Raw genomic sequence first — 26,062 nt, forward strand, 5'->3', positions numbered from 1 at the left:
TCGTAATTTCGCCAATCGAACTCTGTAAATTAACGGCATCCCTCAATACTTTTTATCTGTTCATTTATATCTATGAAACGATTCTCCCAGTCGCCCTTTAGCTCAACTTTTCCATCAATTACGTTAGCCACCATACTATCAGAAACTGCCAAGCAGCATTTAATGCTTTCTTCTATATTCCGAGAATCATTCTTAGTATAAACAGCAATATTATTAAAGTAATCTCTCAATGTAGCGGTATCACTAAGTATAAGTGGCTTATTAAATGATATTGCCTCATAGGCCCCACAGTTTAATATCAAATCTTTTTTTGTTAGCACAACTACTAGATCTGAATTCTCCATCAGGCTCAGATAATCTTCATCAGACACGAAACCAGTGAATATGGTGCTGGTCTCTACATTTTCATCAAGACTTCTATTTCGAAATATTTTTTTATAGTTTCCCGTCAAATAGCATACATATTCAGGCATTCTACGTGACGCTTCAATTATTGCGTCAATCGGTTCATCAGGATCAAACATAGTCACAAACATGATCTGTGGTTTATCAAGTTCTTGCATGAATCCCGGGCGAGCTCTTGGTTTTCCAGCTCTAAGTTCAGGAATCTTGTCTTGTAGGACAGCCGCCCTTCCACCCATCTTTTGGCACAATTCCTTAATCTCTTCATTTGTAACTATGGTAAGATCCGCTTTTCGTATGGTTAGTCGACTTAAGTAGTGAAAAAGTCGCCATTTTGCGGATGATGACTGAATTGTTTCAAGCTTAAGGTTTGAGTGTCGATCGACAATTAACCGGAAGCGGAAAAATGGTCGTATTACAACCAGAAAAGAAGTCAAAACAATAGACGGATTCTGACAAAACAGTAGAGATGGCCTCAACTTTATTAAACGAATAATTGTCAGAAAAGACAAAATCGGGTACCGAACAAACCTATTAGCATCTAGCAATATTGGGTGATAGCTTGCCCCAAACTCCCTCGCTAGCTCTCTTGACCTTCTATGATCTTCCCAGGAAATCCATAACCGATTCGACATTAAAACTACCACATATTTGATGACGTAATATAAACTAGGAATGAATATTTTGAACAAAATAACCTTTCTTTCCATAGAAAGGGTTGTTGTCTATAGTACAACAAACTGAAATCTTAAACCCCGTTCTTTTTTCAATTGCATTAGCCACATACTCCTCAATCGACTCTAGGCCATCGAGCGAATGAGTATTCAATGCAATTTCGAAAACCCCATAATCCTTCTGCAATACAACAAAACCAAAAATCACGGATTCTTTTTTCATATAGGCATCAAGTTCGTCGGCAAAAGCTACAGAATGAAACTTATCGCTTCTGGTTACAAAAGCGAACCGGTTAATTGAGCGCCCCTCTAAACACAGTATTTCTTTCTGATCCCCCAACTTATTGCAGGAATTACTTTCGATTAACGCTGCATCGCCTTGCTGATAGTTTATTAGCATTTGACTCCTACGTGATACATCACTGACCAAAATGGAGTCTCCGCTGGCAGAAACGATCAGCCAAGGATTCACTAAATGCCGGTGGCCGACTGAACACTCAAATGCAATTATGTCAAATTCCGTTGTTCCGTACTCCTCAGCAACAGGCGCCTTGAATACTTTGCTTATAAACGCTTTCTGGCTCGGAAGTATTGTTTCGGCCGTACAAACGACACACCTAGGTGAATTAAACTGAACCTTTTCAGAATAGAGAATGCGAGCAGCTTCCAGAAGCAAGGATGAATAACCGTAAAGGTAATCTGGGCTCCACTCCAGCAGTTGCTCAATATCCTTGACTGAATTCATCCCAACGGGATGAAATACCCTCCGGTTCATGACAAAGTTTTTCGCTATCTGCTTGATGCCTCCTGCCTCCCGCCTACCCCACAATCGGGCCTCGCGCTCGCCAAGCTTCACACCATAATGCCTAAAACAATAATCCCTGACCCCCAACATCCTGCCGAGCTCACTCCGACTCAGCGACACATGGGTTGGCTCTCCAGTGGTACCTGCGGTATGACGACCAAAACGACCGATCTTTTTCCCTGACCCTTGGCTGTCTTGTTCCCTCAAAGTCTGCTTGGACAACGGAGGTGAACTGAACAGCTTTGCAAGGCTCGTAACCTCCTCTCCAGCGGCATTTAGAGGCTGATATTTACGAAGCAGCCTTTCCAGCTCATTGTTTCGTTCAGCCTCGGGCAGCGCCCACAAGGCCTCAACCTCTTTCCGGTACTTGGAAACCCGCAAGCCCATGCAGAGAAAAAACAAGCGCGTGAGCATGTATCTGAGTTTACGAATCACGTTTTCTGCCCCGCAACGGTGTTGTAAAGTGACAGGTAATTGTTTGTCATCGCCTCTGCCGAGTAATCTCTCACCACCGCCTGTGCCGCCCACTCGGTTTTCTTTTTAAGGCAGGAGTTGTGCAACAAAGCAATCATGGCATCTGCAAGTTCTGCCGGTTCGATGGACTGGGTAATATGCCCACCCTTACCGTAACCAAGGGCTTTGGGCATCTCACCAACCGCAGACACCAATACCGGCGTTTCAATAGCCATGGCCTCGAGCAATGTAATTGGCAAGCCTTCCGTAAGCGACGGCATAACCAGTAATCGGGCCTGTTTCAGTAAAGCGGGAACATTGCTGCAGTAGCCGGGCATTAAGACTGCCTCACTGAGATCCAACTCTGCGGTCAGACCCTCCAATGCATCCCGTTGCTTGCCTTCACCCACCAGAATCAACCCTGCCCCTGGGAACTCGCTTTTCACTTTATGGAAAGCACGCAACAGATGATCGAAGCCTTTCTCGCGAGACAGACGGCCGATACCAAGGATCACGAGTTCATGGCTGTTGATAAACTGTTGGATCTGGTCTTCAAGCGCAACGGTGGACCGCTTTTTCAGATCAGCTATATTCAGGCCATTTGGGATGACCCTGATGTTCAGGGAAGCGCGCGAACGTTCCGGGATCTCCCCTTTCATTGCTTCCGCGACAAGCACCACACCATCCATACGGTAAATTGCAACGCGGTCGATGCACTCGTAGACCCACATTTTGCTGAAACGCCTGGCGTGAACGTATCCGTGCAACGTTGTTATGGAGGGGATCTTCCGGAGAAACCTCGGGAACAATCCAATCAGTACGTTAAACTTGAATCCATGGGAGTGCAGGAACTGGTAGTTCTTCGCCTGCGCCCATTTGATAATGCGCCAGGCCTCTTTGAGGTTGAGCCCGGGAGTCATCCTCCACGCCATTACCGGTAAGCCCAATCTCTTTGCCTCTGACTCGATTGGCTTCTCCTCAATATGAGGCTCGCCGGCGCTCAGAATCATAGGTTCATGGCCTCGGTTCAACTGTTCCTGCACCAGGTTCAGCAGCATTTTCTCCGCACCGTAAAGGCCACCGCTATCAATCAGGTGTAGTACTTTGAGTCCCATACCGAGGTTAACCCTTCCTTGGATTCCAGATAACTTTCTTCTCGCCCTTCAGAAAGGCAACACAGGCCTTATAGGAGGCCATGTTCAGCAGCATGAAATAATAAGGTATCGAATAGATGACAGACAGTGACTCGCCCCCGGTTTCCCGCTTGTGGCCGGTCCAGGCCAGGGCGAGGAAGACGACCAGGCCGAGAAATGCCAGGGTGTAGATGCCCCGGGCAGGAGCCAGCAACAACGTGGCCAGTGCCAGCGTGGCCAAAGGTATGAACGCGGCGTAGCGTAGCAGTTTGTGGGAGATCAACTGCCAGGCGAACACCGGGTCCCGTAGGGGGTTCATCAGGTGCCGCATATCTTTCAGTGCCCACAAGGCGCGGAGGCTGACCCTCACCCGCATGCTGAATTCGCTGTCACTGTCGTTCAGGGCTTCTTCCTTCAGCAGGGCCCGGGGTTCGTAGATAACCCGGTAGCCCTGCTCTACCACTTTCAGCGGCTGTACGAAGTCGGGAAGCTGGTCGGCGTTCAGGGGCTGGTAGAGTGTTTTGCGCATCGCGTCGATTCCGCCATCCACGCCTACCACGGAACCTAATCTGGTTTCCTGCTCCCGCAGCCAGTTCTCGTAATTCATGTAGGCGCTGCAACCGTCGCCCACCAGGGAACCGTCGTCGTTCACGTAGACCATTTTGCCGGTGACATAGCCCACATCCGGGTCAGCGAAATTGCTGCACAACCGACTTACGGCCTGCGCGTCCCACTGGGAGTTGGCATCGGAAAACAGGATGATATCACCGGTGGTTTCCGGTACCAGCGTATTCAGGCCGGCGGTCTTGCCCTGTCTCGGTACCTGGCGGAACAGGCGAATCGGAAAGCGGGCGGAAGCTGCCACGCGCTCTATGATCTCGTCGGTGCCATCGTCGGATTCATCCGAGATAACGAGGACCTCCAGCTTGTCTGAGGGATAGTCGAGCGCCAGCTTGTTCAGTAGAGTGGCCTCGATATCCTTTGCCTCGTTGTAGGCGGCAATGAGTATGGACACCTTTGGCTGGTAATCGTCATTGGCTTTTACAGGCTTGGGGCGCAGTGACGCCAACGCCTTTGCCATCAGCGGGTATCCAAAATAGACGTAGAACAGCAGTAACAGGGACAGCCAGAATAACGGGACTAGCATGGTGAAGCGGATTCCATTCTGTTGTGGCCGGCGGTTGCCGGTGGTTCCTTCTCCAGCAGTCGCTGGTTTCTCAGTACGTCGCCCATGGCGGTAAAACGGAAGTGCCCCAACAGTTGGTCCAGCCGGTGTTCGCATACCTCCAGGTTGTTGTAATGCCGGAAGCGGGAAAACCATTTTACGTCCAGCCTGGGCTGGCCCGGGTCCACTTCCCAGGGGTGGAGGTAGAACACGAATGGCTGGCCCTGGCGGTTGATGCTTCCGAGGCCCCAGCGGCTGAACCAGTAAGGGAACAACCGGAAATAGCCACCGCCGGCGATGGGCAGTGTATAACCGGGGAACTTCAGTGTGCTGAGGGGAAACTCGGCCAGTTCATAACCTTTGTCGGTCGTTAACCGATGTGGCCATCGCGGTGTGCCTGGCATGCCATACCGGTCGTGGTGTACCGGGAATATGGAAGAATCCCAGACAAACCCTTCCTCTGCCAGTATGTCCAGAGCCCAGCGGGACTGGTTGGTAATGGAGTAACTGGCGGCGCGATACCCGGTGATGGGTTCGCCGGTTATGTCTTCGAGGATCTGTTTGGAGCGACGGGTCTCTTCGCGAAATACTTCTGGCGTCTGGTCGTAGATCAGTTGGTGGCTATAACCATGGCTGGCCACCTCGTGCCCTGCTTTCTGGATGTCGCGAACCAGCTGGGGTGATTTTTCGGCCACCCAGCCGAGGGTGAAGAAGGTTGCCCGGGTGTTGTGTCGCTCAAGCAATTCCAGCAACCGATGGGTGTTAGCCTCTACCCGGTACTCCATGGAGTGCCAGTCTTCACGGCGTACGGCTTCAGCCAGTGCAGCGACCTGGAAGTAATCTTCCACATCGATAGTGAGGGCGTTTTCTATCCGGCTGATGTCGGCATTGCTGTTCATGGATACGCTCCCCTACTCAGAAGAATTGATAGTTAAGGGAAACCGCAACCCAGTTCTCATCATATTCCCTGGACGGAATGTCACTGGTCTTTTGCTGATGCCCGATCGCCGAGCGAACCTCCATCCGGGTACTCAGCCGGTAATCAAGACCGAGAGACACCGAAACCAGGTCGTTTTCAGAACCTTCATCTTCAAATCGCTGATGTTCGTAGGCGGCATCGGTGAACCAGGAAAGCAATTCGGTCACCGGCCGCGAATAGCGCAGGTTAATACCACTTCGTTCTTCGCGGTCACCTGACTGTACGTAATCACTGCGGCTCGCAGAAAGTTCTGCCCCGAAAGCAGAGCCGTTGCTGAATCGGTTGTTGTAGCCGGCCCTTACAGTGGTCACTTCCACGGCGGAGGTTTCGGTGAGGTTGAAGTTGAAGTCCTCAAACTGGAGCCCCAGGGTGGACGTCTGGTCCGTTAGCCGGCGATCGGCATTCAGGGTAAATTCACTACTGGGCGTGATTTCCCGCCCCAGGCTGAAAGTTCCGGTAACGCCGTCGCTGGAAACTTTCCGGCTGCCCAGCCGCGTCTCCTGGCGGTTTGCACCGAGGGACCCGCTTACCCGGGTTGTTGCCCAGACCTTGTTAAATGTGGCAACAGCGGATTCGCGGTCCAACTCCTCCTGGGTATCCAGCTCTGTACGTTCTGCCGTAACTGATAACCCACCCTGTAGTGTTTGGCTGAAGCTGTGGTTATACGCGACTACTCCGCTAACACGTTCACTGTCCGGCTCTTCCGGTTCCTCAAATTCGGTGTTTTCATAGGTGGCGGAGAACTGGAGTTGGTCGATCTGGGTCAGTTGCAGCGTGTATACCGGGCCGGTGCGGAATACGTTCTTGCGAGTGCGGTTTTCCTGGGTGTCGGCCTGACGGTTGTCCCGGTTGACCTGGCTTACAGTGTTTGAAGCCTGCCATATCAATCCCTTGGCCAGCTCACACTGCCCTCGCAGGCTACCGTTGGCAAACGCCTCGGAGTCAAAGGCATCGTCGTGCCAGTAGGTGTAACCAACCCGCATGTCCACCGAGGACGTGCATTGGCCAGGGTCGCTCAGATGCTGGAAGTTCAGGTTTACCTGGGTTTCCAGGTCGCTCTGCTCATCTGACGAGGTACGGCGGGCATTGTCCGAGAAGCGGTTATCAATACCGCCCGACAGGCTATTGGTGGCTGCAATCGCCGGGCCTGTTGTTGCTATCAGCAAGCCGGTGCCGATGGAGGCAATCCACCGGATCTTCCCTGATCCGAACACATCAACCATTGATTACGGCTCCTACAAACTTTTCCGGGTCAAATGCCTGGGCGGCGTTTTCGACGGCGGTAGCGGTTATCTTGCCGTGGGGCACGACCAGCATCGAGTAGTCACACAGCTCACCAAGGATGCGGGCATCCGGTGAATCGCTGATGGGCGCGGTATCCAGCACGATAAAGCGGTCCGGGTAGCGGCGGCGGATAGCCTGCAGGAACTGTTTCATGCGGAATGAAGTAAAGAATTCTGCCGGTGTTTCGCGCTGGCTACCAGCCGGTATAAGTCGCAGGCGCGGGATGCCCGTGGGGTAGATAATCCGCCCGATGTCATAGTCCGAGTCTTCCAGAAAGTCCGTCAGGCCGGTTTCCGCAGCCAGATCGAGCTGGGCGTGCAGTGTCGGGTTACGCAGATTGCAGTCGATGATCAGAGCGGTTTTGGACTGGTCAAAAGCAAAGGCTGCCGCCAGATTCAGGGCCATGAAAGACGAGCCGGCACCCTCGCAGGCTCCGCTGACCACCATGGTGAAATTGTTGCCGCCAGACACCTCCAGCAGTTTGGTACGCAGATGGCGAAAACGGTTGACCAGGGTCCGGTTCTGCGACTCCGGGTAAATGATGCGCCTCTCGTCCATATCGTCATGGGTGAGCCGGCGTGGCTCCTGCATTTTGACGATCTGCTTGCTGATAACATACTTGTCGACAGCGCCGGGGCCCAGTTCCAGGGAGCTCGGAACCAGCATGCGGGAATCATCCCACTGGGCGAAGTCGCCACCGTGCGCGCCATCGGAACCCGTGTCCTGCTTCTGAAGCTCGCTTTTTCGCTCTCTTGCCCTGAAATCCACCGCACGCGTGTTGTCATTCTCGGAGCGGTAATTGGCTTCCATCTCTTCCCTTTCCCGGTCCTGTTTTTGCTCTGTCATTAAATAACTCCCATCAGAGCAGCACCGGCCACTCCGCCATAGGCGGCGACAACCAGTACAGCGCATACAGAGACTGAAACGGTTAACCAGCGGTCTTTACGTTTCTCGTAGGGCGTTCGTACACGGGGAATTTCAGCCAGCACTGGCAGGCCAATACCGTCTTCAAGCTGTTTTCTGGCTCGTACACGAGGATCGACCTGCAATGCGCCGGCAGCCAGGCCGAACGGGGCCAGTGCCCCGAGAATAAGGCCTACAGAGGCAAACAACTGAAACTGTGGGCCTATCGGGTCCAGCGGGTATTGGGCAGATTCGTTGATACGGAAATTCAGGCCCTGGCCTTCGATGTCCAGGTGCATGGATACCCGGGCTTTTTCGCGGCGTCTGAGCAGATCGTTGTAGATCTGTTCGTTGACTTCCATATCCCGGGTGAGCTCGGAATACTGTGCCTTGTTGTCCTGGATGCGCTCCATGCGCCTTTCCTGCTCGGCGATCAGGCTTTCAAGGGAGTTGATGCGCGATTCCTGGGTACGGATACTGGCGCGTGTCTTGGCCACTTCCGCGCTGATGTCCTGGTAAAGGGGATTGACCAGCTGGTCGCCTTCACTGGCGGCCTCATCCAGCTCACCGCTCTGGGCTGCCCTGTCCCTCTGCTTTTTCAATTCTGCAATCTGCTCTTTCAAGATAACAATATCCGGGTAGGTATCATGGTACTGCAGACGCATTTCATCGAGCATGGCCTCCTTCTCCCGGATTCTGCGGGTATAGGCGTCCGCCGTCCGGCCCTGGCTTAGCATTGGTTGCACGTTCTGCAGTTCGGATTCCAGGGACTCTGCCCGGGCCATAAGTTCGGTGCGCTCCATTTCGGCCAACTCCAGTTCCCGGCGCAGGTTGGCCATTCGGGCGTTGGCCTCGCTTTCGGTTCCGTCAACATTCTCAGAGAGGAACTTCTTCAGCTTCTGCTCAACTTCAGCAAGGATGGATTCGTAGTTCTTGACCTGCTTGTCAATGAAGTCGTAAGCATTACGGCTTTCCTTGCGTTTGCTTGCCGAATTCTCGGATATAAACAGCTGCCCCAGGCGTTGCGCAATACGGAAGGCCTGCATGGGCGATTCGGAGGTGTAGCCAATGCTGAAATAACGGTCGCCACGGGGACGCACGTTCATGTTGGCACGGAGCATGCCGATTCTCCGTTCCAGGGCTTCGTCGCTGAGCTGGTCCGCGTCCTGACCGAAGATGTCCTTGTCCTTCGCTACCTGTGACATCACATCCCTCGACCAGAGCATTTCTTTTGCAGCCGAGGTGCGGTCGCTAATATTGGTTGTTACCGCGCTCCCTTCCATCAGTGGGCGAATAATATTCTGGTCGTCAACAAATATCACAACCTGGGACTGATACTTGTAAGGCCAGACAAACCCTGCCCCCAGCACAGCGAAACTGACAATCGCGAACAGGAAGAAGGCCAGCCACTTGCGTGACCGGACCTCTCTGATCATTTCTGAAGGGATCTGACTTAGTGGAAGTGCCATCTGTCTTACCTGCTAACCGGTTACGCAGCCTGCTTCAGGCAACGGTCATCTCTGATCTTAAAAATTACGTTCCGGCACGGTCAGGATATCCCCGGGCCGCAAGCGGTAATTGGTGGATACATCCCCCTTGTTCAGGATGTCGTCCAGGCGAACGGGGATGGCCACCATCTTATTGCCCACCGAACGATAGAGCATGGAATCGTTGAGTTTGGCAAAGGGAGTTGCGCCGCCGGCACTGAGCACCATATCCAGTACCGTCATCCCAGACCTGTGGGCCACTGAGATGGATTGATTGACTGCACCGGTTACCCGTACCCGGTCGCTGAACTCGTGGCTGCCCATCGAGGTGACCACAACGGTCACCTTGGGCTCGCGAATATAATTGGTGAGTCCCTCTTCGATTTCGTTGGCGAGTTGTTCCGGCGTTTTACCGGTGGCGTTAATATCGCCGATCAGAGGCATGGATACCCGGCCGTCCGGCCGCACGGGAACACTCATACTGAGATCTGCGTTGCGCCAGACAGAGATCTGGATTACATCAGTGGGGCCCAGCACGTATTCATCAACGCTTGTTGATGTCTGCAAGCTGAGAGCTTCGTTGATAGCATCCTGGGATGAAGGCTGGGGCCCGGCACAACCCGCAAAAAACGCTACCGCAGTCAGGGACAGCAGCAGCCCCCGCAGTGAATACTTCGATGACATTGTCATTCCTCTCTGATTCCGTGTCTGTTTCCATGTCTCGGGGAGAGCTGGTCCCGAAACTACCTTGATCCTTTCTTGAACAGTACCACTTCTACTGTCTGAATTATAATCAATAAGTCGAGCAGAAGGCTTTGATTCTTGATGTAGTATAGGTCGTAGCGGAGCTTTTCCCTCGTATCCTCTTCATTATCAGCATAAGCAAAACAAAGTTGGGCCCAGCCGGTCAATCCCGGCTTCACTCGATGGCGCTCGCTATAGAACGGAATCTTCTCGGACAGCTGTTCCACGAACACTGGCCGCTCCGGACGCGGCCCAACGAACGCCATGGTACCGTTAAGAACATTGAAGATTTGTGGCAGCTCATCAATTCGCACTTTGCGGATGAACTCCCCTACACGGGTAACACGGGCGTCATTCTTGCTCGCCCATACAGCACCGTTTTTTTCGGCATCCGTTCTCATGGAGCGAAACTTGTGCACCTTGAAGATACTGCCGTTGAGCCCAACCCGCTCCTGACTGTAAAAAACTGGCGCCCTGAGGCCGTCTTCAATTTTTATGGCGATGGCTGTCAGCACCATTAATGGCAACCCCGCCAATAAAAGGATACTGGCCGCCAGTATGTCCAGGGAGCGCTTGCCAAACCCGAACACCGATGACACGGTAAATCCGTCGGAGAACACCAGCCAACCACGGGTGACCATCTCAAGGGCCACTTTTCTGGACTCGCGCTCGTAGAAGGCTGCGCCATCGACAATCTTTACGCCTTCCATCTTGCACTCCAGCAGGTCGTCCATGGGCAGACCCTTGCGGCGGTCATCCACGGCGACGACGATTTCATTGACCGGGTGCTTGATTATATATTGGTGCAATGTTGTGGGAATGTTCAGCAGATAGTCTTCACTGACTTCAACCGGTTCGTCTGGCAGGGGCACGAAACCGGTCAGGATAAAGCCTTTGCGGTTGAACGGAGTCCTGAGGTCTTCGTGAATCTGCCTGGCACGAAACCCGGCCCCCAGTACCAGGACTTTCCGTTTAAAGCTTTCCTTGCCCACGGTGGCAAAGAAGATTGCGCGTGCGATGCCCAGAAGGAAGAAACCGAATACGGACCCGGTTGTCAGTACACTGCTGGCGCCGATGTACCATAGCCAGTCTGCAGAGAGCACGTAGGCAAAGCCGCACAGCGGGATACTGACAATCAGCGCCATGATGGTACGCAGCATCATGCCGGACATCCCTTCTTCCAGGCGCGACTGGTGGACACCGAGTGCCACCATCACCAGAAGGTTCATTGCTGAAAACACAACCGCCGAAGGCAACAGAAAGTTCAGATTTTCAATGAAGAAGGAAAGATCGCCGAAGTAGCGAAAAAATACAGCCAGGGCGAAGGCAAACGCCAACACCAGAAAATCAATCAGGCCAAGGACCACATACGGAAGGTGGATGTAGTGTCTGAACAATCTGACGTGGGCCACGTCAACTCCTTTTGCTGCTCACAACAATAGAAACGCATCCAGTGCGTTATATACAGCGTTACGTGAACAGCAGTGTACTGCAATTTTCATTTACTGCAATCGCCAGCGAACAAAACGAACCTGCCCAGGTGTAAAGGAAACTGACAACCCCAAGCTCCATGGTTATCAGCTCCCTTCCTGTATCTGGCGTTACGACTGTTTGCGCTCTCGCGCCAATATAAGAGCAACGAGTCCAAGGCCGAACAGCGCCAGCGTGCCTGGCTCCGGGACTGAAATCGCACCAACGGTAACGTCGTCCAGACCGTAGCCGTCATCCGGGTTATTGGAAAAGATGGAAACATCGCCAAGCACGGCAGTAACGAACAGTGAAATGTAGAATATACTTCCGTTACCAAGCGCGTTAGCTTGTTCATATCAGTACTCCATTGCCCTGATGTCATTCACTTGCACTGGAGTACCTTGAGCACGAGCCGTGCCATACTATTATTTAACTACAATACAGCTACTTACGAAGCCCTCCCCTTGGGTATGTAAATTTATCTGACATACCGATACTGGCGCTCAGATCACAAAAAGGCTGACAAATTCGTGCACTGGCGTACCCTCGAGCACCTTCTGGTCCTTGCAGAGCTGAAAGATTTCTTCACAGCGCTGGCCCGGGAACCGGGTGGCGAGATTATTGCGGAATTTGTCCTCCAATAGCGGGATGCCCTCTTTTCTGCGACGGCGGTGGCCGATGGGGTACTCAACCGCAACCTTGTCGGTGCTGGTGCCGTCGTTGAAGAACACCTGGATGGCATTGGCGATAGAGCGCTTGTCCTCTTCCAGATACTCGCGGGTATACCTTTCATCCTCCACGACTTCCATTTTTTCACGGACACGGTCTATGACCGGATTGGCCTCGTGGAAACTGTCTTCGTAGTGCTCGGCCGTCAGGCTGCCGAAAATCAAAGGCACTGCGGCCATGTACTGCAGGCAATGGTCCCTGTCAGCCGCGTTGGCCAGTTTGCCCTGCTTGGAAATAATCCGTATGGCCGATTCGTGGGTAGTGATGACAATGCGGTCGATCTCGTCGAGCCGGTCTTTGACGTGTGGATGCAGGGTTACCGCTGCTTCCGCGGCGGTCTGGGCATGAAACTCCGCCGGGAAGGAGATCTTGAACAGGATGTTCTCCATCACATAGGAGCCGAAGTCCTGGGGTAAAGAAAACTGACGCTTGTCTTCGGGCTTGAGCTTCTGGTCCTTGTTGGTTTTGCTGAACAGGACGTCGTAGAAACCCCACTGGGGGGCTGTCAACGCGCTCGGAATGCCCATCTCCCCTTTCATGGCAATGTCTGCCAGCCGCACGGCACGGGAGGTGGCATCGCCTGCTGCCCAGGATTTGCGGGAACCGGCGTTGGGGGCGTGACGGTATGTCCGCAATGACTGACCATCCACCCAGGCATGGGACAGTGCCGACAGCAGTTGCTCCCGGCTTGCACCCATCAGCTTTGCAGTCACGGCTGTGGACGCCACTTTGACCAGCACCACGTGGTCCAGCCCCACTCGGTTGAAGGAGTTTTCCAGTGCCAGGACACCCTGGATTTCATGGGCCAGGATCATGGCTTCCAGCACGTCCTTCATGGTCAGTGGCGCTTTGCCTTCCGCCACCCGCTTTTGGGAAAGGTGGTCAGCCACCGCAAGAATACCCCCCAGGTTGTCGGAGGGATGGCCCCACTCTGCGGCCAGCCAGGTGTCGTTGTAATCCAGCCAGCGGATGATGCAGCCAATATCCCAGGCGGCTTTAACCGGGTCCAGCCGGAAGGGTGTTCCGGGAACGCGGGCACCATGGGGCACTATGGTGCCTTCCACCATCGGGCCCAGGTGTTTGGTGCATTCCGGAAACCGCAGGGCCAGCAGCCCACAACCCAGTGTGTCCATCAGGCAGTTGCGGGCGGTGTTCCAGGCTTCTTTGCTCTTTATCCGGTAGTTGAGGGTGTAGTCGGCAATGGTCTGGATGACGTGGTCGTAGTCGGGGCGCTCGTTGAGATCGAATGTTGCTGACATTGCAGTCTGCTCCTTATTTGAAACCTTGTACCGATTCAGCCTAGTTGAATACGGGACGTATTTCAGGTTGTTCGGCGTTTAAGGCTCCTGGATCCCATTCATTTATAAGGCCCTCGGATAATTTTACAGTTCAATAATAGGCGGGCCCATAATCATACATATCAGATACTCTCTTATTGATTTCTCCCTTATTGTCCATAACAGGGACAGAAACTGCGTTATTCGTGTCGTTGGCCGACCCAGCTTGAACATTGCATTCACAATCAAGAGCTAAACAGGGAGTTTGACATGACGCCAATCCGAAATTTTGCCTCTTTGCTAGTGACAATCAAAGCCATAGTGGTCGTCGCTACCACAGCTGTTCTGATCGCCGGTAGCGCGCGGGCTGGCCCGATTCGCGCCTGACGCTCCGGCTCCTGATACGGAAGATCCGGTGGCGTTGATGAAACACCAGTTGACGACGCAGTCCGGGCGGGCGCTGTACGCGCTGAGAAAACAAACGGTGGAACCGGTGTTTGGCATTATCAAGCACGTCATGGGCTTTCGGCAGTTTTCGTTGCGAGGCGTGGACAAAGTCAGGGGCGAGTGGACCTTAGCCACTGATAAGAAAGGGGCACCTGAATCCATGATTAGAGCTCTTGGACTGAGATCCCCAAGGCCCCCGACCAAGGAGAGATTGAGCTTGGTGAGGCGATAAGGCGAATGCGACTTGAGTCGACTGGCCAGATTCGCCGGGCAAACAAAAAAGCGGCCTGCTGGAGGCCGCCTTTGGAAAGACTACGCGCACTTCTACACTTACACTCTCCGGCGTCCGCGTGCCCTGACGCCCAGTCCCAGGAGCCCAAGACCAATCAACGACAGCGTACCGGGCTCGGGCACATCAACGGCGTCACCGCCAAAGCGATCCGCTTCCCTGGCGACAATACCCCCGTCGACCAGCGCGAACGTGTCGAACGCTTTGTCACCGGCCGCAAGGCGAGTGAAGGTCACATCGAACTCAAACGTCCGATCTATGGAGCGATCGAAGTCGCCAGACGCGATGGCACCAGAGCAAGATCCGATGTCCGCGGATACGCAAGTGGTCTCAACACCGATCTCCGGCAAGCCGCCACCCAGATCATCAACCGTCACTTCGCTGTACTCGGAGAAGCTGCCGGTGATACCGGCCAGGATGGCAGCGACGATGTCGTCCGGGTCGGTGCCGGTGTCGAACACGGTGCCGCCCAAATCCTCTACTGACTGCGTGAACGTGGTATCGTCGCTGTCGGGATCGCTACCTGAGAAGCTGCTGAACCGCAAGCCGATCAGGTTGACGTCGTTGTCTTCGAGCGCGGCGATGGCATCGGCATCACTCACGAGGTCATTCTTCCAGGAGGCGTCTCCCAGGGCAATGATGAACCGGTTGGAACCCGGCCGCCACGAGACATTCTCTGCCGCCAGGGCGGTCGCATCCTGACCGCGCTCGGGGAAATCACCGCCGCCATCGGGATTACCCAGTGTCACATCGTCGATGGCGCTTGCCGCCGTCGTCGTGTCGGTCGTCAGGTCCTGGTTGATTACGTTACCCGGCACCGAGTTGGTGAGGCTGGCGCCTTCCGAGAACACGCCCACGCCGGTCGCCAGGTCCCCGAATCCGGCCAGGCCGGTGAGGATGTCGGCCGCGGCAGACTTGGCACCGGTAATGGCTCCCCCCATTGAGCCGGAGGTATCGATCAGGAAGTGCACGTCGATCAGCGCGCCGCCCGGCCCGGCCGCTTCGATGACGACGGTCTTGCGGATGGTTTCGCTTTCGCCGACCGCGAGGTCGGCAGAGAAGGATTCCGGGCTGATGGTGTCAGCGAAACTGATGACCGGGCCCAGCAACAAGCCGACAAGGATCGCTGCCAGCCCCCTTTTCAATTGATTTTTCATAAGCTTATCTCCCTATAAAGCGCTAGAGCGCACCTGAACGCCACGCCCAGGTGCACGATGCAAAAAATACCCCGCAATACTTAGGCCAAGATCGAAAACAACCAGAGAATCAAAAAAAAACAGCAATTTACCGATTTCAATGCCGATAGTGTGCGCTGGCCGGATGCCGGAACTGTAAATTTCTTCGACAGTTTGGGCGCAGGTGGTTGTCACCGTCGTGCGTCATCCCCTAGCCTTGGAACAAGGTGTTACTTCACTTGAAGGCCTCCGGGATTTCATCAATACTCCTTAAACAATGTTCGGGGCTACCAACCGAGGGATTCGGGATGCGTTTAAACTGGCGAAAGCGGTGGGTTCTGGTGCAAAGCGTTGCAATGGGTGTGGGCGTCGCCATAGGTTTGCTGCTTCCGCTCCAAGTTTCCGCAGTGCCCATATCATCAACGGATGCGGAAGCGCTGTCGACACCCGCGGAATCGCTGGAGCCCAAGCTGCGCGATATCCTACTGCGGGCGACCAGAGCGCTCATGGACTCGAGGTTCGAGGACGCCGAGTCCCTTGCGCGCGAGATCCTCGCAGAGCACCCCGATGCGCCGGACGCGCTGCAGATACTTGGCTACGCGCTCGCGAACCTGAAGCAGTATGACGAGGCAATCTCCGTGCTCGACAAGTCCGCGGACCGCTACGAGCGCAACGCCGGGCCGTTGGTCGTCAAGGGCGAGATTCTTCGGTTTCGGGGTCAGCGTGAGCAATCGCGGCAGGCGTTCGAGCGGGCCCTCGAAATTGAGCCGGACAATCTGCGGGCACTGGAGAACCTCGGCAAGATGGCTATCGACGATGGCGAGGTCGAGCGTGCAATCGGGTATTTCGAAACGGCGGCCCGCCAGCTAGCGCCCCGCGAGCTTGGCGTAAAGCCGAGGCTTGCTGAGTTGTATTTTCGTACCGGGCAGGTCGAGCGGGTGCAGCAGTTACTCGCTCCCTGGTCTGACCTGCCTGAGGGCACACCCGACCGAGTGATTGCCATGCTGGCCAGGGCGGCGGCAGAACAGAACGAGCGCGCAGCATCGCGTGGTTATTTCGAGGCCAGACTGCGTCGGGCACCTTCGCTGGAGGCCTATGTCGATTTTGGCACTTTCCATCGTAATGGTCTCGACTTCGCAAAGGCGGAGCGCGTGTTCAAGCAAGCGGCGGACAGGTACCCAGATAGTGCCGTGCCCTGGGTCGAGTTGGGTCGCACCTACGGTGGCGAGGGGAGGTATGAAGCTGCGCTGGACGCTTTCAACCGTGGCCTTGAAATCGCCCCCGGAAACGTGTCGTTGCTCAAAGGTGTACGACTGGCGCAGTTCCGATTGGGTCAACTGGACGCTGCGCAAGCCGTTGCCTTAAGACTGGCCTCTCGACAAGACGCGGAACCGAGTGACCATGTCTGGTTGGGATCTATCGAGCGGACGAGGGGCAATGTCGATACGGCCATTGCCGCATACCATTCTGCACTCGAGGCCGATCCGGAGAATTGGGTGGCGTTGAACAATCTCGCCGAGCTTCTGACCAAACGTGACCCCGATCAGGCGGTTGCCCTTGCTCGCCAGGCGGTGGATGTCGCAGGTCACGTGGCCGCTGCGCGCGACACCCTTGCTTGGGCGCTGTTCAGGAGCGGCGATGTATCGGCCGCACGAGATATGTACGCGGAGCTTACCGCCGATGCGCCGGAGTACGCGATTGCCGCCTACCATTACGGGCGTGTGCTGATAGCAATAGGCAGGTCCGCGGAGGGGCGTGCGGAGCTCCTACGAGCTTTGGAACTTGATAACGGATTCCGTTACGCGGAGGACGCCAGGGCGCGGCTGAAAAACCAGTAACACCCTCTCTGGACGTAACGCGATACCTCAGCCGCCGCAGAATTAGCTGGAGAGCTCTACAGATTAGTGCCGAACAACAACGCCGCGGTTTTCTCTGCAGCGCGGCGAGAGCTAACTGAGGCGATTCGTCTTGGCCCTGACGCCAAGTGGGCATCTGAAGCAAAATCCCGGTTGGCAGAACTTTAGCTGGATTGTCGGATTACGCCTTCGGCTAATCCGACCTACGTTGCTTGAGCGCTGCCCGCGTAGGTCGGATTAGACCCGCAGGGTCGTAATCCGACATATCTCTCACTCCTACGAAACGAAGGAATCGCCGGGCACCCTCACCCAACCTTCCATCAGCACACGCGCACTGCGGCTCATAATGGCCTTTGTGGCAGTCCACTGACCATTCACCTGGCTGGCTTCTGCGCCCACCTGCAAGGTGCCGGAGGGGTGGCCGAAGGTCACCGAGGTGCGGTCGCCGCCACCGGCGGCTTCGTTTACCAGGGTCCCCGGAATCGCTGCGGCCGTGGCTATGGCTACGGCGGCGGTACCCATCATGGCGTGGTGGAGCTTGCCCATGGAGAGGGCCCGCACCAATACATCCACGTCTCCTGCCCCGATGGTCTTCCCGCTTGAGGATACGTATTCCGAAGGTTTGGCCACAAAGGCGACCTTGGGGGTATGTTGGCGGCTGGCTGCCTCTTCCACCTTTTGGATCAGCCCCATCTTCACGGCGCCGTGGGCGCGGATGGTTTCGAACATCGCCAGGGCTTCCGGGCTGCTGTTGATGTCATCCTGCAGCTCGGTGCCCTTGTAGCCGATGTCTTCGGCGTTAAGGAAGATGGTGGGTATGCCGGCATTGATCATCGTGGCCTTGAGCATGCCTACTCCGGGCACGTCCAGGTCATCCACCAGGTTGCCGGTTGGGAACATGGCGCCGTCGCCATCGGCCGGGTCCATGAATTCCACCTGCAATTCGGCGGCCGGGAAGGTCACGCCGTCCAGCTCGAAATCGCCGGTTTCCTGAACTTCGCCGTTGGTGATGGGTACCCGGGCGACAATGGTTTTTCTGATGTTGGCCTGCCAGATCCGCACAGTCGCGACGCCGTTTTCCGGAATGCGGTCTTTGGCGACGAAGCCACCGTGGATGGCGAAGGCGCCCACCGCGGCCGAGAGGTTGCCGCAGTTACCGCTCCAGTCGACAAAGGGTTTGTCGATGGAGACCTGGCCGAACAGGTAATCCACGTCATGGTCCGGCTGCGTCGGTGTGGCCAGGATGACGGTTTTACTGGTGCTGGAGGTGGCGCCACCCATACCGTCGATCTGTTTCTGGTAGGGGTCCGGGCTGCCGATAACCCGGAGCAGGAGTTTGTCTCTCGCCTCGCCCGGCACCTGACATGCTTCCGGCAGGTCCTGGAGGCGGAAGAAGACGCCTTTTGAGGTGCCGCCGCGCATGTAGGTGGCGGGGATTTTTATCTGGGATGCATGGGGCATGGGGGTACCTTTTGGATTTGTTGTCGGATTACGGCTTCGCCTAATCCGACCTACATTTGGAGGTTTGGGGGCGAACTGGGGCATTGGTGTCGGATTACGCTTCGCTAATCCGACCTACGGGGTTCGTCGCCAACTTTAAAGTAGGTCGGATTAGGCCTGGAGGGCCGTAATCCGACGGGTAAACTGGTCAGATGGGTGGGGTCTGACCCCGAGGGGTCAGACCCCTGGGCCATAGGCCCTACGCCGCACCCTCAGATTGCAGAAAATCTTCCGCGAATCGCTGCAACACACCACCAGCGCTGTAGATAGACACTTCTTCAGCGGTATCCAGGCGGCAAACAACCGGCACACGCTCTGTGCTGCCGTTCTTGCGGTGGATGACCAGCGTGAGTTCGGCGCGGGGCGCAGGTGTGCCCTCCACGTCGTAGGTTTCGGTGCCATCAATGGCCAGTGTATTGCGGGTAGTGCCTTCTTCGAATTGCAGAGGCATGACACCCATACCCACCAGGTTGGTGCGGTGGATACGCTCAAAACCCTCAGCAACGATGGCTTCGACACCGGCCAGCGCCACGCCTTTTGCGGCCCAGTCACGGGAGGAGCCCTGGCCGTAGTCGGCGCCGGCGATGATGATCAGCGGCTGCTTGCGCTCCATGTAGGTTTCGATGGCTTCCCACATGCGGGTGACCTTGCCTTCCGGCTCGATACGCGCCAACGAGCCCTGCTTCACGTTGCCGTTTTCGTCCCGGACCATTTCGTTGAACAGCTTCGGGTTGGCGAAAGTGGCACGCTGGGCAGTGAGGTGATCTCCACGGTGGGTGGCGTAGGAGTTGAAGTCTTCCTCCGGAACACCCATTTTGTGCAGATACTCCCCGGCCGCGCTGTTCATCAGGATCGCGTTGGACGGCGACAGATGGTCTGTTGTGATGTTATCCGGCAGAACCGCCAGCGGGCGCATGCCCTTGAGGGTTTTCTCACCCACCATGCCTCCTTCCCAGTACGGCGGGCGACGGATGTAGGTGCTCTGGGGCCGCCAGTCGTAGTTCGGGTTGGTGTTGGCCTGGGCATCCCGGGTGATGTCGAACATCGGGATGTAGGTGCTGCGGAACTGTTCCGGCTTTACGGCGGACTTCACGATGGCGTCGATTTCTGCGTCGTCCGGCCAGATGTCCTTTAGGGTGACGGGGTTGCCGTCCTTGTCGTAACCCAGGGCATCCTTCTCGATGTCAAAGCGGATGGTGCCTGCAATGGCATAAGCAACCACCAGCGGCGGTGATGCCAGGAACGCCTGCTTGGCGTAGGGGTGAATCCGGCCGTCGAAGTTCCGGTTACCGGAAAGCACGGCGGTGGAATACAGATCCCGGTCGATGATTTCCTTCTGGATTTCCGGATCCAGGGCGCCGCTCATGCCGTTACAGGTGGTACAGGCAAACGCCACGACACCAAAGCCCAGCTGTTCCAGCTCTGACAGCAGTTTGGCTTCCTCCAGGTACATTTTAACGGTCTTGGAACCCGGCGCCAGCGAGGTTTTTACCCAGGGCTTGCGGGTCAGGCCCAGTTTGTTGGCGTTACGGGCGATCAGGCCGGCAGCCACCATGTTGCGGGGGTTGCTGGTGTTGGTGCAGCTGGTGATGGCGGCGATGATGCACGCGCCATCCGGCATCTTGCCTTCTTCCTTTACCCACTCGCCGGCAATACCTCGCTCCGCCAGTTCGGAGGTCGGCAGGTGCGCGTGGGGGTTGGAAGGGCCTGCCAGCGTGCGGGTTACTTTGGACAGGTCAAACTTCAGCACACGCTCGTACTCGGCGTTTTTCAGGCTGTCGGCCCACAGGCCGGTTTCTCTGGCGTACTTCTCAACAAGGGCAATCTGATCGTCTTCACGACCGGTCAGCTTGAGGTAATCGATAGTCTGGCCGTCGATGTAGAACATCGCTGCCGTAGCACCGTATTCTGGAGTCATGTTGGAGATGGTGGCGCGGTCGCCCACGGTGAGGCTGTCGGCGCCTTCGCCGTAGAACTCCAGATAGGCACCGACCACCCTTTCCTTGCGCAGGAATTCGGTGATCGCCAGTACCATGTCGGTACTGGTAATGCCCGGCTGCAGTTTACCGGCCAACTCGACTCCGACGATGTCCGGCAGGCGCATCATCGAGGCGCGGCCAAGCATGACACTCTCGGCTTCCAGGCCGCCAACACCGACTGAAATGACGCCCAGGGCATCCACCATCGGGGTATGGCTGTCGGTACCTACGCAGGTATCCGGAAAAGCCACGCCGTCGCGGTTCTGTACCACCGGAGACATCTTCTCCAGGTTGATCTGGTGCATGATGCCGTTGCCGGGGGGAATCACGTCTACGTTCTTGAACGCTGTCTTGGTCCAGTTGATGAAGTGGAAACGGTCGTCGTTGCGCCGGTCTTCGATCTGACGGTTCTTCTCGAAGGCATCCTTTTCAAAACCGGCATGCTCGACGGCGAGGGAATGATCCACAATCAACTGGGTAGGCACCACCGGGTTGACCTTGGCCGGATCACCGCCCTTCTCCGCGATGGCGTCACGCAGGCCTGCCAGGTCCACCAGGGCGGTCTGGCCCAAAATGTCGTGGCACACCACGCGAGCGGGATACCAGGGGAAGTCCAGGTCGCGCTTGCGTTCGATCAGCTGTTTCAGGGAATCCGTCAGTGCCGCTGGATCGCAGCGGCGAACCAGTTGCTCCGCCAGGATTTTGGAGGTGTACGGGAGCTTGTCGTAGGCGCCGGCCTGGATGTCTTCCACGGCCTGGCGGGTATCAAAATAGTCCAGGTCGGTGCCTGGCAGGGGTTTGCGGTAGTCGGTGTTCATGGGCTTTGCTCATATTCCTGCGTTGTCGGATTACGCTTCGCTAATCCGACCTACGGTGTTTGGTCGGGGTCTGACCCCTTGGGGTCTGACCCCAAATTTACTGACCCGGTTTAAATCATGCGCAATTGGGTGCGGGTCTGTTGCCTGATCAGTATTTATGGGGTCTGACCCCAAGGGGTCAGACCCCGGGGTGAGAACCCGGGGTGAGACCCTATCGCTCGTCGATTGGCACCCACTTCGAATCCGCAGGGCCTGTGTAATCGGCGCTCGGGCGGATGATGCGGTTGTTCTCGCGCTGCTCTTTCACGTGGGCGGTCCAGCCGGATACCCGGGACATCACGAAGATGGGGGTGAACAGCTCGGTGGGAATGCCCATGAAGTGATAGGCGGAGGCGTGGAAGAAATCGGCGTTACAGAACAGTTTCTTCTCACGCCACATAACTTCTTCACAGCGTTCGGAAACCGGGTACAACACGGTATCGCCCACTTCGTCCGCCAGTTTCTTTGACCACTGCTTGATGATGGCGTTGCGTGGATCAGATTCCTTGTAGATGGCGTGGCCGAAGCCCATGATCTTTTCCTTGCGCTCGAGCATGCCCATCAGGCCTTCTTCTGCTTCGTCCGGGGTCTTGAAGCGCTGGATGAGTTCCATGGCTGCCTCGTTGGCACCGCCGTGCAGCGGACCACGCAGTGTGCCGATGGCGCCCGTTACGCAGCTGTGAATGTCGGACAGTGTTGAGGCGCACACCCGGGCGGTAAAGGTAGAAGCATTGAACTCGTGCTCTGCGTACAGGATGAGGGACACGTTCATGACACGCTCGTGCAGCTCATTGGGCTTCTTGCCGTGTAGCAGCTCCAGGAAGTGCCCACCAATAGAGTCTACATCGCTCTCGGTATCAATGCGCACACCTTCGTGGGCGAAACGGTACCAGTAGGTGATGATGGACGGGAAAACCGCCAGCATGCGGTCGATCTTGTCATCCTGTTCGCTGAAATCCTGCTCGGTCTCCAGATTACCCAGCATGGAACAACCCGTGCGCATCACATCCATTGGATGAGCTTCCTTCGGGATGTGTTCCAGTACGGTTTTCAACGCATATGGCAGGCCACGCATACTTTGGAGTTTCTTGACGTAGTCGTCCAGTTCCTGGCGGTTGGGCAACTTGCCACGCAGCAACAGGTAGGCGATTTCCTCAAACTGGGCCTTCTCAGCCAGGTCGGCGATGTCATAGCCGCGATAAGTCAGGCCTGCGCCGCTCTTGCCAACAGTACACAGTGCGGTTTCGCCGGCAACCTGCCCGCGAAGGCCGGCGCCTCCGAGTTTTTTTGCTTCAGCCATGGTGTTTCTCCCCCTCGTGTTTTGGTTCGGGGTCTGACCCTCCCGGGTCTGACCCCATTTATTTTGACCTATTAGCGGGTCAGTAAGTCTTGTTTGTCGGATTACGCTGCGCTAATCCGACCTACGATCTGACCCCACTTGGTGCTGACCTGTTAGCGGGTCAGTAGGTTCGGGGTCAGACCCCTGGATCAACCGCCTTTCCGCTGAAACAACTCATCGAGCTTCTGTTCGAAGTCGTGGTAGTTCAGAAAATCATACAATTCCATCCGCGTCTGCATCAGGTCGACGACGTCTTTCTGGTCGCCTTTCTCGAGAATGTTCTCATAAACCGTCAATGCCGCCTTGTTCATGGCGCGGAAGGCGCTCAACGGATACAGCACCATACCGGCGCCGGCCTCTGCAAGTTCCTTACGGTTGTACAGGGGCGTGGCGCCGAATTCGGTGATGTTGGCCAGTACCGGTACGTCCAGCGCTTCCGAGAACGCCTTGTAGTGTTCCAGCTCGGTGACAGCTTCGGCGAAGATGCCGTCGGCGCCGGCTTCGATGCAGGCTTTGGCGCGTTCGATGGCGGCGTCGAGGCCTTCTTTCTGGAATGCATCTGTGCGGGCCATAATGAAAAAGTCATCGTCTTCACGGGCATCCACGGCGGCCTTGATGCGGTCGACCATTTCTTCCTGGGAGACGATTTCCTTGTTGGGGCGATGGCCGCAGCGCTTCTGGGCCACCTGGTCTTCAATATGGACTGCGGCAGCCCCGGCGCGTTCCATTTCCTGGATGGTGCGGGCAATGTTGAAGGCGCCGCCCCAGCCGGTGTCGATATCGACCAGCAAGGGTACATCGGTGGCGGCGGTAATACGGCGCACATCTTCAACCACGTCGTTCATGGTGGTGATACCCAGGTCCGGCAGGCCATAGGAAGCATTGGCAACGCCGCCGCCCGACAGATAAATGGCCTGGTGGCCCACTTTCTCGGCCATCATGGCGGTGTAGGCGTTGATGGTGCCGACGATCTGCAGGGGGTGGTTGTCTTTGAGGGCCTTGCGGAAACGGGCGCCTGGGGATGGTTTTTTGGACATGGTGGTGGCCTCTTTGTTGGTCTTCGGGGTCAGACCCCTCGGGGTCTGACCCCAGTATATTGATACATTGTCAGGTTGTTTGGGGTCTGACCCCGAGGGGTCAGACCCCTTTAGATCGTCAAGGTGCCGTTCTGGATCTTGTTTTCTATGTTCCTGCGCGCGGCGTTAATGTGGCGTTTCATCAGGAACTCCGCCAGCTCGCCATCACGCTGCGCAATAGCTTCTGCGATTCTTCGGTGTTCTCCCAGGGCCATGTGGGGCCGGCCGGAGGAGGTGCTCAGGCGATAACGGTACATACGGACCATATAGTAAAGATCACCCAGCAGCATTTGTGCGAGTTTTGTATTGCGGCTGCCGGTGGCGATGCGGTGATGAAAGTCATAATCACCCTCAGCCTGGTAATACGCCTGGCCCTGGGCCTGTTCGATCATCTTCTCGTGGCTGTCGAGGGTGGCGTGGAGGTCTGCGATTTCCTCATCTGTCATTCGCTCGGCGGCCTGCCGCGCGGCAAGGCCTTCCATGATTTCCCGAATGCGGTAGAGCTCCATGAGCTCTTCGGCGCTTACGGAAACCACCTTTACCCCCGCATGGGGCCGACGGACCAGTAATCCACGGGATTCAAGTCGGCCAAGGGCTTCTCGCAGGGGGCCGCGGGTCAGATTGAAACGGGAGCAGAGTTCGACTTCACCGATTTTCTCGCCTGGGACAAGGTCGCCTTTTACGATAGCCGTTTGTAGACAATCGAAGGCTTCGTCGGCGCGAGTGTAGGTCTGGATGGCGGCTTCTGACATGGATTTGTCAACAATAGCGGCTGTGATGACCGAAAATTTACGCCGATGAGGCGGTATTGTCAACAATCCATCGACCAAAGATTAATCAATTGTTGACATAACATCTTTCGGCGTCGTTTCTATTTCCCCAGCACCTCCCCCACTGGCCGCAAATTACTGACATGGTCGCACAGGGTTTTGACGATCATTAACAGTGGTGTCGCAATGATGAGTCCCACCGGGCCCCAGAGCCAGCCCCAGAACAGCAGGCCGATGAAAATGGCTATTTCATTGAGGCTGGAAACGCGGCTGGTGAGCAAAGGCAATAGCAGGTTCCCCTGGATACTGGTAATCACCAGCGACGCAAGGGCGATAAGTGAGGCCATATCGATGGTGCCAAACTGAATGAATGCGGCCACTCCAGACCCCGCCATCACGAGAAACGGCCCCAGGTAGGGCGCAACACTTGCCAGACCCGCAACCACGCCCCAGAAAACCGGCTGCTCCATTCCCATTAACAGAAACACCAGCCATGTGAAAAATCCCACAAACAAAGCACCCAGCAGCATCACAAACAGAAAACGCCGCACCTGGCTGTGAAACTCATTCATGATCCGCGCAGCTTTGCGCATGCGGTGGAAGGAAGGCCCCGACAGCCTGACCACTTTGCGCTTGTAGAGCCTTCCTGCCGACAGCATGAAATACACCAGCAGCAACGCGGAAAATACCTGGGAAACCAGCACCAGTATTGTCGAGGACCCCTCCATCAAATACTTCCAGATGTTGAACTTCTCGCCCACTACCCTTACCCGCGTCACATCGGGCCTGCCGGAAACCACTTCTTCGTCATCCTCCTCGGCACTGTCCTCAATTTTCTTGGCCACATTCTCGGCCTTTTCCATGACGCCTTCTTCCCTCGGACCGGAGCGCGCTTCCGCACGCTGGAACTGTTCAATGGCCAGAGGCGCCTTGTCCAGTATTGCCATGGTCTCCCGCTTCAGCGGGACACTCGCACCAGCAATGGTGGCCACCATAATGATCAACACCAGCGCAGCACCCAGGGGGCGGGGAATCCGAAATTTTTCCAGCCCGGACACCAATGGGTCCAGGGCGTAGCTGATAAGAATCGCCCCCACCAGAGGTACCAGCACGGCCTGGGCCCAGGAGATGAAATACAGTGCCGCGACAGAAGCGAGAATGATCATTGAGGTGCTACGCACGTCCACCCTGGGTATCAGGCTGCGCTCAGGCTGGTCTTCCGGATTTGCTTCCTGCTTTTCCATCGCTATACCCATTTTTGCGCCAGTG

General features: G+C 55.9%; 20 protein-coding genes and 1 pseudogene. 2 read left to right on the forward strand and 19 right to left on the reverse strand.

Going from position 1 to position 26,062, the window contains the following annotated elements; translation table 11 throughout:
• Positions 1–29: 29 nt before the first annotated feature.
• From QPM17_RS01150 to prpD, 12 genes are all read right to left on the reverse strand, one after another.
• The gene (locus QPM17_RS01150) at positions 30–641 is read right to left on the reverse strand and encodes a glycosyltransferase (protein ID WP_285388038.1); all 612 of its coding nucleotides are present in this window, start codon (positions 639–641) and stop codon (positions 30–32) included.
• Between the two features lie 430 nt (positions 642–1,071).
• Positions 1,072–2,409 (reverse strand): CoF synthetase, encoded by a 1,338-nt coding sequence (locus QPM17_RS01155; RefSeq protein WP_285388040.1) that lies wholly within the window; start codon positions 2,407–2,409, stop codon positions 1,072–1,074.
• A complete protein-coding gene (locus QPM17_RS01160) occupies positions 2,313–3,449 on the reverse strand; it encodes a glycosyltransferase (protein ID WP_285388042.1) in 1,137 nt (378 codons plus the stop codon). Before QPM17_RS01160 ends, QPM17_RS01155 begins: the two co-directional genes overlap by 97 nt.
• Before the next feature lie 7 nt (positions 3,450–3,456).
• Entirely contained in the window at positions 3,457–4,614 is a 1,158-nt protein-coding gene (locus tag QPM17_RS01165) for a glycosyltransferase family 2 protein (RefSeq protein WP_285388044.1), read from the reverse strand.
• Positions 4,608–5,531 carry an XrtA system polysaccharide deacetylase gene (locus QPM17_RS01170; RefSeq protein WP_285388046.1) on the reverse strand — a complete coding sequence of 308 codons (924 nt, stop codon included), beginning with the start codon at positions 5,529–5,531 and terminating at the stop codon, positions 4,608–4,610. Before QPM17_RS01170 ends, QPM17_RS01165 begins: the two co-directional genes overlap by 7 nt.
• A gap of 16 nt (positions 5,532–5,547) precedes the next feature.
• Positions 5,548–6,834 (reverse strand): outer membrane beta-barrel protein, encoded by a 1,287-nt coding sequence (locus tag QPM17_RS01175; protein ID WP_285388050.1) that lies wholly within the window; start codon positions 6,832–6,834, stop codon positions 5,548–5,550.
• The gene (locus tag QPM17_RS01180; RefSeq protein ID WP_285388051.1) at positions 6,827–7,741 is read right to left on the reverse strand and encodes a P-loop NTPase family protein; all 915 of its coding nucleotides are present in this window, start codon (positions 7,739–7,741) and stop codon (positions 6,827–6,829) included. The genes QPM17_RS01175 and QPM17_RS01180 overlap by 8 nt, the downstream gene beginning before the upstream one ends.
• Positions 7,741–9,267, reverse strand: a complete 1,527-nt coding sequence (locus QPM17_RS01185; protein WP_285388054.1) for an XrtA system polysaccharide chain length determinant — start codon at positions 9,265–9,267, stop codon at positions 7,741–7,743. Before QPM17_RS01185 ends, QPM17_RS01180 begins: the two co-directional genes overlap by 1 nt.
• A 57-nt stretch (positions 9,268–9,324) precedes the next feature.
• Positions 9,325–9,969, reverse strand: a complete 645-nt coding sequence (locus tag QPM17_RS01190) for an XrtA/PEP-CTERM system exopolysaccharide export protein (RefSeq protein ID WP_285388057.1) — start codon at positions 9,967–9,969, stop codon at positions 9,325–9,327.
• A 59-nt stretch (positions 9,970–10,028) separates the two neighbouring features.
• Positions 10,029–11,441 carry a TIGR03013 family XrtA/PEP-CTERM system glycosyltransferase gene (locus tag QPM17_RS01195; RefSeq protein WP_285388060.1) on the reverse strand — a complete coding sequence of 471 codons (1,413 nt, stop codon included), beginning with the start codon at positions 11,439–11,441 and terminating at the stop codon, positions 10,029–10,031.
• A 189-nt stretch (positions 11,442–11,630) separates the two neighbouring features.
• Positions 11,631–11,792 carry a PEP-CTERM sorting domain-containing protein gene (locus QPM17_RS01200; RefSeq protein WP_285388063.1) on the reverse strand — a complete coding sequence of 54 codons (162 nt, stop codon included), beginning with the start codon at positions 11,790–11,792 and terminating at the stop codon, positions 11,631–11,633.
• 210 nt (positions 11,793–12,002) lie between these two features.
• Complete coding sequence (gene prpD, locus QPM17_RS01205) at positions 12,003–13,487, reverse strand: 2-methylcitrate dehydratase (RefSeq protein WP_285388065.1); 1,485 nt, start codon at positions 13,485–13,487, stop codon at positions 12,003–12,005.
• A gap of 403 nt (positions 13,488–13,890) precedes the next feature.
• On the opposite strand from prpD, the pseudogene QPM17_RS01210 reads away from it, so the two are divergent.
• Positions 13,891–14,184, forward strand: a pseudogene (locus QPM17_RS01210) (transposase); the annotation flags it as partial.
• A 98-nt stretch (positions 14,185–14,282) separates the two neighbouring features.
• Here the strand turns inward: QPM17_RS01210 and QPM17_RS01215 are convergent.
• A complete protein-coding gene (locus tag QPM17_RS01215; protein WP_285388067.1) occupies positions 14,283–15,398 on the reverse strand; it encodes a PEP-CTERM sorting domain-containing protein in 1,116 nt (371 codons plus the stop codon).
• A 374-nt stretch (positions 15,399–15,772) separates the two neighbouring features.
• On the opposite strand from QPM17_RS01215, the gene QPM17_RS01220 reads away from it, so the two are divergent.
• Positions 15,773–17,254 (forward strand): tetratricopeptide repeat protein, encoded by a 1,482-nt coding sequence (locus QPM17_RS01220; RefSeq protein WP_285388788.1) that lies wholly within the window; start codon positions 15,773–15,775, stop codon positions 17,252–17,254.
• Between the two features lie 294 nt (positions 17,255–17,548).
• On the opposite strand, the gene prpF is transcribed toward QPM17_RS01220, so the two are convergent.
• From prpF to QPM17_RS01250, 6 genes are all read right to left on the reverse strand, one after another.
• Positions 17,549–18,733 (reverse strand): 2-methylaconitate cis-trans isomerase PrpF, encoded by a 1,185-nt coding sequence (gene prpF, locus QPM17_RS01225; RefSeq protein ID WP_285388069.1) that lies wholly within the window; start codon positions 18,731–18,733, stop codon positions 17,549–17,551.
• A 238-nt stretch (positions 18,734–18,971) separates the two neighbouring features.
• Positions 18,972–21,569: a Fe/S-dependent 2-methylisocitrate dehydratase AcnD gene (gene acnD / locus QPM17_RS01230; RefSeq protein ID WP_285388071.1), complete on the reverse strand. Its 2,598-nt coding sequence runs from the start codon at positions 21,567–21,569 to the stop codon at positions 18,972–18,974.
• Positions 21,570–21,780: 211 nt separating this feature from the next.
• Positions 21,781–22,908: a bifunctional 2-methylcitrate synthase/citrate synthase gene (prpC, locus tag QPM17_RS01235; RefSeq protein WP_285388072.1), complete on the reverse strand. Its 1,128-nt coding sequence runs from the start codon at positions 22,906–22,908 to the stop codon at positions 21,781–21,783.
• A 188-nt stretch (positions 22,909–23,096) separates the two neighbouring features.
• Positions 23,097–23,984 carry a methylisocitrate lyase gene (gene prpB / locus QPM17_RS01240; RefSeq protein WP_285388073.1) on the reverse strand — a complete coding sequence of 296 codons (888 nt, stop codon included), beginning with the start codon at positions 23,982–23,984 and terminating at the stop codon, positions 23,097–23,099.
• Positions 23,985–24,094: 110 nt separating this feature from the next.
• Positions 24,095–24,775, reverse strand: coding sequence for a GntR family transcriptional regulator (locus QPM17_RS01245; protein WP_285388075.1), 681 nt, complete (start codon positions 24,773–24,775; stop codon positions 24,095–24,097).
• Positions 24,776–24,894: 119 nt separating this feature from the next.
• On the reverse strand, positions 24,895–26,049 hold the full coding sequence (locus tag QPM17_RS01250) for an AI-2E family transporter (protein WP_285388078.1): 1,155 nt from the start codon (positions 26,047–26,049) through the stop codon (positions 24,895–24,897).
• Positions 26,050–26,062: the final 13 nt, after the last annotated feature.

It is taken from the genome of Marinobacter azerbaijanicus, from assembly GCF_030250645.1.
Classification (GTDB): Bacteria; Pseudomonadota; Gammaproteobacteria; order Pseudomonadales; family Oleiphilaceae; genus Marinobacter; species Marinobacter azerbaijanicus.